This is a genomic window from Caldovatus aquaticus, from assembly GCF_019458025.1.
GTDB lineage: Bacteria > Pseudomonadota > Alphaproteobacteria > Acetobacterales > Acetobacteraceae > Caldovatus > Caldovatus aquaticus.
Genome location: NZ_JAHZUY010000081.1, coordinates 1 through 11,667 on the forward strand (window position 1 = coordinate 1; position 11,667 = coordinate 11,667).

At 78.9% G+C, this 11,667-nt stretch carries 9 protein-coding genes; 4 read left to right on the forward strand and 5 right to left on the reverse strand.

What is annotated here, in order from left to right; all coding sequences use genetic code 11:
* Positions 1 to 373 precede the first annotated feature (373 nt).
* From K1J50_RS17405 to K1J50_RS17415, 3 genes are all read left to right on the forward strand, one after another.
* Positions 374 to 1,012: a hypothetical protein gene (locus K1J50_RS17405; protein WP_220119030.1), complete on the forward strand. Its 639-nt coding sequence runs from the start codon at positions 374 to 376 to the stop codon at positions 1,010 to 1,012.
* Between the two features lie 143 nt (positions 1,013 to 1,155).
* Positions 1,156 to 1,416: a hypothetical protein gene (locus K1J50_RS17410; RefSeq protein WP_220119031.1), complete on the forward strand. Its 261-nt coding sequence runs from the start codon at positions 1,156 to 1,158 to the stop codon at positions 1,414 to 1,416.
* A gap of 146 nt (positions 1,417 to 1,562) precedes the next feature.
* Complete coding sequence (locus tag K1J50_RS17415) at positions 1,563 to 2,894, forward strand: cyclic 2,3-diphosphoglycerate synthase (protein ID WP_255575415.1); 1,332 nt, start codon at positions 1,563 to 1,565, stop codon at positions 2,892 to 2,894.
* A gap of 380 nt (positions 2,895 to 3,274) precedes the next feature.
* Here the strand turns inward: K1J50_RS17415 and K1J50_RS17420 are convergent, their stop codons facing one another.
* Both K1J50_RS17420 and K1J50_RS17425 read right to left on the reverse strand, forming a co-directional pair.
* Entirely contained in the window at positions 3,275 to 8,773 is a 5,499-nt protein-coding gene (locus K1J50_RS17420) for a trigger factor (RefSeq protein WP_220119032.1), read from the reverse strand.
* Positions 8,774 to 8,834: 61 nt separating this feature from the next.
* Positions 8,835 to 9,212 carry a DUF4214 domain-containing protein gene (locus tag K1J50_RS17425; RefSeq protein WP_220119033.1) on the reverse strand — a complete coding sequence of 126 codons (378 nt, stop codon included), beginning with the start codon at positions 9,210 to 9,212 and terminating at the stop codon, positions 8,835 to 8,837.
* 141 nt (positions 9,213 to 9,353) lie between these two features.
* On the opposite strand from K1J50_RS17425, the gene K1J50_RS17430 reads away from it, so the two are divergent.
* Positions 9,354 to 9,641 carry a hypothetical protein gene (locus tag K1J50_RS17430; protein WP_220119034.1) on the forward strand — a complete coding sequence of 96 codons (288 nt, stop codon included), beginning with the start codon at positions 9,354 to 9,356 and terminating at the stop codon, positions 9,639 to 9,641.
* Here the strand turns inward: K1J50_RS17430 and K1J50_RS17435 are convergent.
* The 3 genes from K1J50_RS17435 to K1J50_RS17445 form a co-directional block, all read right to left on the reverse strand.
* The gene (locus K1J50_RS17435; protein WP_255575416.1) at positions 9,638 to 9,916 is read right to left on the reverse strand and encodes a hypothetical protein; all 279 of its coding nucleotides are present in this window, start codon (positions 9,914 to 9,916) and stop codon (positions 9,638 to 9,640) included. The two genes, K1J50_RS17430 and K1J50_RS17435, sit on opposite strands and share 4 nt — an antisense overlap.
* Before the next feature lie 135 nt (positions 9,917 to 10,051).
* A complete protein-coding gene (locus K1J50_RS17440) occupies positions 10,052 to 10,849 on the reverse strand; it encodes a 2-keto-4-pentenoate hydratase (protein WP_220119035.1) in 798 nt (265 codons plus the stop codon).
* 8 nt (positions 10,850 to 10,857) lie between these two features.
* Positions 10,858 to 11,667: 23S rRNA (guanosine(2251)-2'-O)-methyltransferase RlmB (locus K1J50_RS17445; RefSeq protein ID WP_255575417.1), on the reverse strand; the 810-nt coding region annotated here is incomplete at its 5' end.

The window sequence follows — 11,667 nt, forward strand, 5'->3', positions numbered from 1 at the left end:
GATCGTGCTGCGCTGAGCCGCCGCCGGCCCGCCACGCGAACCGCAGGGGGGGCGCCCGCCGGGCGCCCCCTTCGCATCGGCGGGGCGCGGCCGGGCGCGTGTTGCCGTCTCGCAGCCCGGCGTTCGCTAGCCGTCGCGTGATGTCACGCGCCATGCGTCTGGCCTTGGGGACACCCGGTCCCGGAGGGCGGTCAGGGCAGGGCTTGATCTCGGTCAATGCGGCATCGGGCCGATCGCCTATCCGTGGTGCGTTTCCCGCCAGGCGCGTCGGCCGGCGGGCGGCGCCGGCCGCCGGCTGCGCGGCGGCGGAGCGGAATCGTGGCGTCCCGACCCCGGACCTTCCGGCCGGCCGGACGCGGACCGGAGAGGTGACATGACGCGGATCGTGGTCGGATTGTTCGACAGTGTCGGCGACGCCGAGCGTGCCGCCGCGGAGCTGGCGCGGGCCGTGGGCGACGGTCTCGAGGCGATGGAACTGCACGGCAGCGGAATCGCCGCGGACCGGAGCAGCCCGGACGGGTCCCGTGCGGCCTCGCTGCTGATCGGATGGCGGCCGCCCGCGGACGACATGCTCGTGCTGCGCGAGGGCGTGCGGCGCGGCGGCGTCGTCGTGGCGGCGCGCGTTGCGCTCCGGCATGTCGAGGCGGCGGCGGCGGCGATCGAGGCGTGCGGTGCGGCGGACATCGAGGCGCGCGCGGCGCAGTGGCGGCGCGAGGGCCGGACCGGCGCCGAGGCGGCGGGCGTTGCGGCCGAAGGGCGCGCCGACGCCGGGGCCGGCGCCGGCTGGCTGGGCGGCTACACCGGCCATGACGAGGATATCGGCTTCGCCACCTATGGCGGCGACGCGGTGGTCGGCCGCATCCCGCAGCACCACAGGGACGACCAGCCGGCCGGACTGCTCGGCCGGATGGAGATGGCGGTGGCCGAGCACGACCCTGCGCGCAGCCGTGCGCGCGTGCGCGTCTATGTCGTCCCGAACGGGGCGGAGCGCGGCGTCCGCGAGGAGAACTGAGGAGGAGCCGCCAGGCATGGGCCTGCCGCCGCTCGCCCTTCCGGGGCTGCGGCGGGCGTCCGCGCCGCGCGGTGGGCGCCGCCGCCCGCGCCGGAGGCATCACGAGAGGCACCACGAAGGCGCAGGCCGGAGGAAGAAGGAGCGTGACGACCATGCCGGAGGAACAGCGCGCGGGCGCCGCCGCGACCGCGTCCGAGATCGCGGCCCTGCTGGGCCCGGCGGACGAGGTGCTGGTGGCGGACATTCTCCGCACCGGTGCGAGCGTGGCCGAGGTGCAGGAGGCCATCGCCCGCCTCGAGGCGGACGATGCGGTGGGCGCGGAAGCGCGGCGCGGGGCCTCGGCGCGCGTCGTCGAGGTGATGGGAATCCTGGAGGCCGCGAGGTTCCGGCCGGAGGAGGGGTAGCGCATGCCACCGGCCGGCGGAGGCGGGCGGCAGGATCGCCGCGCGCGGCGCCGGCCGGGCGGCCGTGCGGCACGCATGTGCGCCCCCCGGGAACCTGACGGCACCGCGCGGCGCCGCGAGAGGCGGGCGGGCAGGGAGGAGACGCGATGCGCAGGACCCGCGTCGTGATCATGGGCGCCGCCGGGCGCGACTTCCACAACTTCAACGTCGTCTATCGCGACGATCCGGGAAGCGAGGTCGTGGCCTTCACCGCGGCGCAGATCCCGGGCATCGCCGGCCGGCGCTATCCGCCCGAGCTCGCGGGCCCGCTCTATCCCGACGGCATCCCGATCGTGGAGGAGGCGGAGCTGCCGCGCCTCGTGCGCGAGACGGGGGCGAACCGGGTGGTCTTCGCCTACAGCGACGTCTCGCACCTCGACGTGATGCACCGCGCCTCGGTGGCGCTCGCGGCGGGGGCGGACTTCGCGCTGCTCGGGCCGGAGCGGACCATGCTGCGCGTGGCGGTGCCGGTGATCGCGGTCTGCGCGACGCGCACCGGCTGCGGCAAGTCGCAGGTGACGCGCTGGCTCGCGGCACGGCTGCGGGCGCGCGGGCTGCGCGTGGGCGTGGTGCGGCATCCGATGCCCTATGGCGACCTGGCGCGCCAGGCGGTGCAGCGCTTCGCGCGGTTCGAGGACCTCGACGCCGCCGCGTGCACGATCGAGGAGCGCGAGGAATACGAGCCGCACATCGCGCGCGGCACGACGGTGTACGCCGGCGTGGATTACGCGCGGGTGCTGGCGCTGGCGGCGGGGGAGCAGGACCTGCTGCTGTGGGACGGGGGGAACAACGACTTCCCCTTCGTGCGGCCGGACCTGCTGGTGACGCTCGCCGATGCGCTGCGGCCCGGGCAGGAGGCCACCCACCATCCCGGCGAGACGGTGCTGCGCATGGCCGACATCGTGGTGGTGGCGAAGGCGAACGCCGCGCCCGAGGCGGATGTGCGGCGGGTGGCCGAGGCCGTGCGAACGCTCAACCCGCGGGCGGCGGTGCTGCGCGGCGCCTCGGTGGTGCGGCTCGACGATCCCGCGGCGGTGCGCGGACGGCGCGTGCTGGTGGTGGAGGACGGGCCGACCCTGACCCATGGCGGGATGCCGCACGGCGCCGGCTATGCCGCGGCGCGCGCGGCGGGAGCGGCGGAGATCGTGGACCCGCGGGCCTCGGCGGCACCGGAGATCGCGGCGGTGTTCGCGGCATGGCCGCATCTCGGCCCGGTGCTACCGGCGATGGGCTACGACGCGGCGCAGCGCCGCGGCCTCGAGGAGACGATCGCGCGGTCGGCGGCGGAGGTGGTGGTCTCGGCCACGCCCGCCGATCTCGCCCGGCTGCTGCGGCCGGCGCGGCCGCTGGTGCGCGTGCGCTACGAGTTCGAGGAGATGGACGAGCCGGGGCTCGGCGCGGCGGTGGACGCGTTCCTGGCGCGGAAGGGCCTCGGCTAGAGCCGGTCGCGGACGGCCGGGAGCGGCCGGGAGCGTGGATCCGCTCGCCCGGCAACGGGCCGGAGCCGTGGCCGCGCGCACAGCCGGGCGCGAACGGCGCGCGAGCGGGTCGCGCAGGACGCGCGACAGCCGGCGGCGCGATCCCCGCTCGTCGGACGACGCGCCGCCGCCGCTGCGGCGCGCTCGGGCGGGCGAACGGGGGCCGGAAGGGGAGGCGCGGACGGCGGGCAACGGCCGGGCGCGCGGAGCGACGCGACAGCCGACGCGGCGGGGCCGCATCGGCCGGAAAGGCGGAGCGGACCGGGATCAGCGCGCGACGCCGCGCGCGCGGCCGAGGCCGTCCCGGCGCTCGCGCGGCATGCGGCGCGGCGGCCGCCGCGTCACCGGGCGGCCGGGGCGGGGCGATCCTCGGCGGCGGAGAAGGGCCGCTCCGTCGCCACATCGCCGGCCGCGGCCGGCGGGATTCCGCGCTGCGGCGGCGCCAGCACGCCGGGGGGCACGCGGCGCTCCGTCACCCGCACCCGGCGCAGGACGAGCGCCATCGTCTTCTCCTCGAGGAGCCGCGCGCGCAGGATGGCGCGGGCGGCCGGGCTGGCGCGGAAATGCGCCATCGCCTGGTCCGCGGCGCCGGCATGCCGGGCGGCTTCGCGGCGCATGGCCGCCTCGAGCTCCGCCTCGGTGACGCTGACGCCGAAGGAGCGCGCGATCTCGGCGAGCAGCAGGGCGACGCGGAGGTTGCGCTCGGCGCGGGCGCGGCGCTCCGCGCGGCGTGCCGCGTCCTCCTCCTCCCCCGCCGCCTCGCGGAGCCGCTCCTCCTCCTCGGCCACCAGGACCGAGGGGACCGGGACGTCCTCCACGCGATCGGCCAGCGCGGCGCGCAGCGCGTCCCGCAGCCGGGCCTGCGCGAGGGCGTCGTAGCGCCGCTGCAGCGCCGCGCGCACCCGGAGCCGGAGCGCGGCGGGGTCGGAGAGGCCGAGCCGGCGCGCCAGCAGCGCCTCGTCCACGACCGGGCGCGGGATCGTCGGCGCCTGGGCGCCGTTCCCGGTGCCTCGGGGGGGGTCGCCGCTGCCCTCCTCCGCGGGAGCCCGGCCGTCCGCCGGGGCGCTCCGCAGCGCGCCGTGGCGGCGGGCCAGCGCCTCGAGTTCGGCCGCCACCTCGGCTTCGCCGGGCTCGGCGGCCAGGCGCTCGAGGGTGATGGCGGAGAGGTCGGGGACGGCGAGGCGCGGCAGCACCTCGAAGCGGACGCGCAGGCGGAAGTCGCCGCCGGCGTCGCCGCCGTCGAGGCGTTCGAAGTCGGGCCCCCCGGCGGGGCGCAGGGCGCGCCGCTGGACCTCGCGCCGGAACGCGGCCTCGACCGCCTCGCGCAGGATCTCCGCGGTGAGCGCGGCGGCGATCCGCCGCCGGGCCGCTGTCGCCAGGGCGGGATCGGCCTCCCATTCGCCGCGCGGCAGCCGGGCGAGGCGCCGGTCGCGCTCGGCGGCCAGGAACCCGGCCGGAACGACGAGGGTGAAGCGCCGCCTCAGGCCGACCGCCTCGAAATCCGTGACCTGGCAGTGGCTGTCGGGAAGGGCGGCGTCGTCCCGCGCCGGGGGGGACGGTCCCGCGCCGCAGGGCGGGGCCGGGGGGCGGGGCGGATCGGCGCGGTCCGCGCCGGTGAGGGCGCGGGCGATCGCCCGGGCCGCAGCCGGCCGGGCATGGCGGGCGGTCAGGGCGGCGAAACCCGCCGCGCCCAGGCGGTCGCGCAGCCCGGCGTCGCCGAGCAGGCGGGCCAGCGCCTCCTCGAGCTCGGCGTCGGTCTCGACCAGGAGACCGGTCGCGCCGTCCTCGACGAGATCGCGGAAGGCGAGGCAGGCGCGGCTGGCGACCACGGGCTTGCGGAAGGCCCAGGCCTCGCACAGCGCGGTGGCACCGCCCTCGTCCGCGTCCAGGGCGACGACGCCGAGGCAGCAGGCGAGGGCGCCGAGGGCCACCGCGCGGGACGGATGGCCGAGGGCATGGACGCCCGGCTCGGCGGTGGCGGCGGGCGCCCCGGGCGCGGCGCCGAGGCGCACGAGCGCGACCTCCCGCCCGGCGGCGCGGAGCGCGCGCACCGCGCGCGCCACGCGCGCGTCCCCTCGCGGCTCGGCGTCGCGCCCGGCGAGGACGAGGAAGAAGGGCTCCCGCAGCGCGGGCATCGCCTCGCGGAACCGGGCGGCGGCGTCGGGAAGGGCGAGCTCGGCCGGATCCACGCCGCCGTCCGGCACCACGGCGAACCGCTTGCCGCCGAGCAGGCCGGCGATGGTGCGCGAGACGAGGAGGGTGCGGTCGGCGCGGGCGAAGGCGTCAAGCTGGTGGCGCCAGTAGTGGAAGCGGTCGTCGCCGCGGAACGCCGGCCGCAGGACGACGCGCGGGCGCGGGCCTGCGAGGGTGGCGAGCGTCTCCACGGTGCGCGGCGCGGCCGGGTCGGTGGCGGCGCCCAGCACGAGCACGGCGTCGTAGTCCCGCGCCCGCGCGCGCAGCCATCCCTGCAGGGCCTCCGAGCGCGGCCCGCGCAGCGCGGCGTAGTCCTGTTCGCGGTCGCGGCTGCGGGTCCGCGCCAGGGCGAGGACGGCGGCGGCCCAGGACTCGAAGTCGCGGGCGCGCAGCGCGGCCTCCGCCTCCTCGGCGAGGTCGGCCTCGGCGCCGAGAAGCGGACGGAGCGCGCCGCCCCCGTCGCCGGGCGCCGCGGGGTCCGCGCGCAGCACGGCAAGGCGCTCCAGCCGGATGCCGCGCGGCCGCGGATCGTCCGGTCCGGCGTCGGACTCGGTGTCGCCGGTGAGGAGGAGCGGCGCGTCCGCTGCGGCGGGCGGGAGGGCGACGCGCAGCACGAAATGCTGCGCGACCTCCGTCGCAAGGCTGGCGGCCTCCTCCGGCGCCGGCGGCTCGGCCGCGTCGGCCGCGGCGGCGGGAAGGAGGTGCAGGCGCAGGGTCCTGGCGCGGGGCGACCAGCCGGCGAGTTCAAGGACGCGGCTGCCGGCCGGCAGCAGCACCTGGAAGCGGCCCCCGGTCCAGCGCCGCGCGCCGCCCTCCGCGGTGCGCTCGGGCTCGTGGACCCCGCCGACGAGCACCGGCCGGCCGGCGAGGGCGAGGCGGCCGAGGAAGGCGCGGACGAGGGTGGCGTCTTCCTCGAGCCAGGCCTGGGCGAGCCGGCGGCAGCGGGCCTCCGCGTCCGGCTCGGGTGGCGCCTCCGGCGGGAAGAAGACGGCGCGGTCGAAGGGATCGCCGAGCGTCAGGGAGGAGCCGCCCTCGGCGGGGGTGACGCGGCAGGCGAAGCGCGCGGAATCGGCGCACTCCGCCACGGCGATCGCGGCGAGGTCCAGGCGGGCGAAATACGGCCGCAGCCGGGCCGCGAGCTGCGTCAGCGCCTCTTGCGCCTCGCCGGGCGCGGTGGCGCCGTGGTGGGCGACGATCAGCAGGCGGCGCTCCGGGGAGGGCGGCGGGGCGCGGCGCAGCAGGTCGCGCAGGGCCGCCGCGTAGGGCCGGCAGGCGGCGGACCAGGACAGATTCGTGTGCGCGTGGCGGGCGGCGCGCGCGGCGAGGGCGCGGCGGCGCGGCGCGTCGGCGAGCAGCGCGGCGAGGGCGTCGGCGAGGCAGGGCCGGGGGACGACCAGGGCGGCGCCGGCCTCGGCCAGGGCGAAGCCGCGCGCGCCCTCGGGCGTGCAGAGCGTGGCGAGGCCGTGCGCCAGATAGTCCGGCACCTTCAGGCTCGAGCCGCCGCCGCCGGCGAGCGGGTTGAGCGCCACGTCCCAGCCGCGCAGCACCGCGGACTTGGCGGCCTCGTCGAGGACGCCGTGCAGGAGGACGTTGGCCGCGGCCGGCGCGCCGAGGGCGGCGCAGACCGCGCCGACGAACTCGAAGCGCACCGCGGGGAAGGCGGGGACGAGCGTCTCCAGGATGAAGCGCGCGGCCTCGACGTTCGGCGGGTGGGCGGAGCCCAGGAAGCCGACGCGAAGCGGGGCGCCGTCGGCGCGCGGCGCGGGCGGGGGGACGTCGTCCGGGGTGCAGCCGTTGGGGACCAGCAGCGTGCGGCGCGCGCCGGCGGCGGCGAAATGCGCGGCGTCCTCGGCGCTGCAGGCGAGCACGAGATCGGCGCGGCGCGCCAGCGCGGGCTCGATGCGCGCGGCGAAGCCGGCGAGCGCGGCCCGCAGCGGGTGGGCCGCGAGGAGCTGCGCCTTGAGCTCCGCCTCGACGTTGTGCGCGCTGTAGACGACCGGGAGCGGGCAGCCCTCCGGGAACACCGCATCGAGCAGCGGCGCCATGTAGCAGTGCTCGAGCACGACCGCCGCGGCGCGGCGCGCGAGGTCCGCGGCCGCGGCGACGAGGGCCGCGTTCGCGGCGCAGAACAGGCCGGCGACGATGTCGTCGGCCGAGACCGGCGCGAGCGCGTTGACCGCGTGCCGCACCGCGCGGTGGCGCGCCTCGGGCGCGAGCGCGAGCTGGAGGAAGCCGGGAGCGAGGAGGGTCGCGCCGGGCGAGTCGGCGAAGCAGAGGAGGACGACGTCGCAGGCGAGCTCCCGGCCGAGGGTGCCGAGCACCTCGCGGATGCGCCGGGCGCCGCCGGAGGGGACGCCGGCCACCGCGTAGTCGTTGACGGCGAGGAGGAGCGGCCGCTCGGCGGGCGGCGCGGCGGGGAGGGGATCCTCCGCCGCGGCGGCGCGCAGGCGGGGGGCGAGCGCCGCGGCGATGCCGCCCCAGCCCAGCCGGTCGCGCGCGAGCCGGGCGCCGGCTTCGGCGATCCGGGCGAGGGCAGCGGGATCGGCCAGCGCGGCGCGCACGGCGGCGGCGAAGGCGGGGCGCTCGGCGGCGATGGCCTCGGCGCCGGGCCGCACCGGCAGGCCGCGCAGGCCGGCCGGGGTGGCGATGAGGGGGAGGCCGGCGGCGAGCGCCTCGATGGTCTTGAGGCTGGTGCCGGGGCCCTCGGCGGCCGGGTTCACATAGGCGTCGGCGGCGGCGAAGAGGTCCTGCTTCCCCCGCTCGTCGAACGGTCCGGCGAGGATCAGGTTCGGCGGCGCGCCGGAGGCCGCGCCGAGGGCGGCGCAGACGCCGCCGGCGAGGACGATGTCCGCCTCCGGCAGCGCCGGCGCCAGATCGCGCATCAGGAACCGTGCCGCGTCCAGGTTCGCGCGGGTCTCGGAGCCGGCGAACAGCAGCCGCGGACGGGCGTTGGCGGGTCGCCGGCGGCGCGCCGCGCGGATGCGGGCGAATTCGTCCTCGTCGTGGCCGTCGGGGCAGACGGCGAGGCGCGCGGCAGGGAGGCCGTAGGCGAGGCGCAGCAGCTCGGCGTCGCGCTCCGAGGAGGCGAGGACGAGGCGGCAGCGGCGGGCGAGGTCGCCCTCGAGCCGGCGCACCCGCTCGAAGGCGCGCGGCAGGCCGGGGCCGGCGACGCGGGCGGAGAGAAGGGCGAGGGCGGGGTGACGGGCGTTGTAGGCCTCGGCCGGCCGCGGGCCGGGAGCGTCGGCGAGGAGCGGCGCCGACCAGGGGGAGTCGTGGACCACGAGGTCCGCCGCGGCCGCGAGGCGCAGCGCCTCCTGGCGCAGCGCGCCGTCGGGCTCGCCGGCGGCGAGGGCGAAGGCGAGGCCGGAGAGGTCGCCCGCGAGGCCGGCGCGTTCGAGGGTGGCGTGGGCGGCGCGCCAGGCGCCGTCCTTCGGGATGCGGATCTCGCGCAGGCCGGGGGCGTGGTGGACGACCTCGCGCCGTCCCGCCGCATCGGTCGGGGCGAGCAGGGTCACCGCGCAGCCCTGCGCGGCGAGGGCGCGGTAGAGGTGCAGGCGGCGCAGCTCGGCGCCGCTGCGGGGCGGGTCGTAGGCCGGACAGGGGCTCAGCGCCAGCAGCGTCAGCGGGCGCGGCGGCGGCGCGGTCATGACGGGAACTGCCCTCCCCGCGGCGGCACGCGGTCCGCCGGAACCGTCGGATGCGGGGCCATCAGGCCGAGCCGGGCTCGGCGGCGTCGGTGGCGAGGAGGAGGAGCTCGACGTCGAGGCGGCGGGCCTCGTCGGAGACCGCGATCTCCAGCAGCGCCTCGTGGCGGGCGAGACGGCCCTCGCCGAGCCGCGCCTGGTAGTGGGCGTAGCCGTCCCAGTCGGGCTCGCGCCGCAGGAGGGCGCGATAGGCGGCGCAGAGGAAGTCGGCGACGGGCGCGTCGAGGGCGATCGCCTGGCGGAACATGAACGGCCGGGTCGAGGCCTCGCCCGAGCGAGGACGGTCGTAGACGTGCCAATGACGAGCGCGGTCGGGCGGGCGGTGCGCGATCAGCAGGGCGTTGGGGGAGAGCCGCTCCGGTGGCGCGGTACCCGGCGGCAAATGGGCGGGATCAAGGTTCGGGCGGGAGCCTGCCGCCGCCCCAGGCGATGCGGCCGCCGCGGCGGCAGGGGTCTCCCCAAGCGATGCAAGGGCGAGCGCCAGGGTGGCGAGACAGTCCTCCCCGATCGCGAGGAGGCTGGGATGGCCTTCGCCGGTGTCGCGCTCCACGGTCCCGCCGTTCCCTCGCTGCGCGGCGCGCAGGCGCCCTTGCGATGGCGCGCGGTGCCGCCCGGACTGCCGCAGGGGACGGGGCGGCGCTCGTCGCGGGTGATCGCCTATGTTTCATTTTACGCGGGGCGCAACGAATCTTCAATCGCGGCCTGGCTCAGGGTGTTGGCGCCGATTCCCACGGCCGCGCCCGCGGCGGCGGCCTCGGCGCATGGTCGGCCGCGGGAGGGGCTGTTCCCGGCCGGCTGCGATCCGTTCTAGGCGTGTCCGATCGCCTCGCAGGCGTCGCGGCTGGTCGCGCGCACCAGCGCGGCGAACAGCCGCAGCGCCTCCGGTCCTCCGCGGTCGCGCAGCGCGCCGCTCTCGATCTCCTCGGCCAGGAGTTCCGCCTGGCCGGCGAGGATTTCCGCCGCGCGACGCAACGCCGCGCGCGCCAGGGAGAGCTGCTGGGCGTCGGTCAGGGCGTGCCAGCCGTCCGCGGCATCGGCCGCGTCGGCAGCCGAGGGGATGGCGCGAGCGCCGGAGGCGGGGCGCATGGGGTCTCCCGATCCCTGGGCGCCGTCCTGGCGCGGAAGCCTTCCGCCCGGCCCTGCGGCCGCCGGCCGCGGCCCCGGCGGGCCGGCGGCGATCCTCGCCGCCCCCGGTTAATCGAGCGTGTGCGGGGCGCGCCGTCAGACGAAGCGGAGCTCGACCGCGCCGAGGCCGTCGAAGGCGATGCGCACCGTGCACGGCCCCTCGAGCCAGATCGGCGGCGTCACCGAGCCGAGGAACACCACCTGCCCCGCCCGCAGCCCGCCGAAGGCCCGCGCCGCGCCGGAGCCGGCGAGCCAGGCCAGCGCCTCGAGCGGATGGCCGAGCAGATCGCGCCCGTGCCCCTCGCCGCGCAGCGTCTCCCCGACCCACATCCGCCCGCGCGTCGCGCCGAGATCGAGCGCGCGCCAGTCCGTGGCCGGGGCGCCGAGCACGCCGGCGGCGTGGAACACCTGGTCGGCGATCAGGCTCGGCGTACCGAAGGCGGCGAGGTCGGGGCCGTAGCGGCGCTCGACGATCTCGATCGCCGGGAAGACCTCGGCCACCGCGGCCTCCGCCGCGGCGCGCGAGCACGGGCCGGGCGGCAGGTCGCGGCCGAGCCGGAGGCCGATCTCGCATTCCACGCCGGGCTGGAAGAAGTCGTCGAAGCGGAGCTCGGCCGGCGCGGCGTGCAGCCCCTCGCGCGGCACGAAGCCGGCGGCGGGGCCGGCGAGGCCGAGATACGCCTGCATCTGCCGCGTCGTCGCACCGATCTTGTAGCCCGCCGGCGGGTCGGCGCCGAGGCGCCGGGCGAGCGCGCGCTGCGCCGCGTAGCCCGCGCCCTCGTCCGCCGGCGCGACCGCCGGCGGCAGCGGGGCGAGCGGCGCGCGCGGCCGGGCGCGGCGCGCCTCGAGCAGGAGGGCGGCCGCGCGTTCGGCGGCGATGTCGGCATCGGACATGGGCGTCGTCACTCCTTCCCTTCGCGGCCGGCCGGTCGCTCCGCCCGGACCAGCTCGTAGAGCGCCACCGCGGCGGCGGCGCTGACGTTCAGGCTCTCGACCTCGGGCGCGATCGGCAGGCGCAGGAGCTCGTCGCAGGTCTCGCGCTGCAGCCGGCGCAGGCCACCCTCCTCGGCGCCGAGCACCAGCGCCACGCGGCGCCCGCCGAGCGCCGCCTCGGCGAGCGTCCGCGGCGCCCCGGCGTCCAGGCCGACGACCCAGAAGCCGCGGCGCTTCAGCGCCAGCAGCGCGCGCGCGAGGTTCACCTCGCGCACCACCGGCACCAGCTCGAGCGCGCCGGAGGCGGCGCGGGCCAGCGCCCCGCTCTCGGGCGGCGCGTGGCGCTGCTGCAGCACCACGCAGGCGGCGCCGAAGGCCGCGGCCGAGCGCAGGATCGCGCCCACGTTGCGCGGATCGGTCACCTGGTCGAGCACCAGCACCGGCCCGGCACGCTCCGTCACCGCGGCGTGCAGCGAGGCCGGGGCGAGCTGCTCGACCAGCAACGCCGCGCCCTGATGCACCGCGTCCTCGGGCAGGAAGGTGCGGAAGCGCGCCCGGTCCTCGACCCGCTCGGCGGCGACGCGCCAGGGGCGCGGCACGCGCGCGGCGAGCGCGGCCTCGGCCTCGGCGGTGACCAGCAGGCGGCGCAGGCGGCGCGCGGGATTGGCGAGCGCCGCGGCGACCGCGTGCTGGCCGTAGAGCCAGTAGGCGGCGCGGCTCGCCCCCGGGGCGTGGCGGTCGTCCTCCGTGGGCGCCGGCCGAGGCGGCGGGGGCGGGTG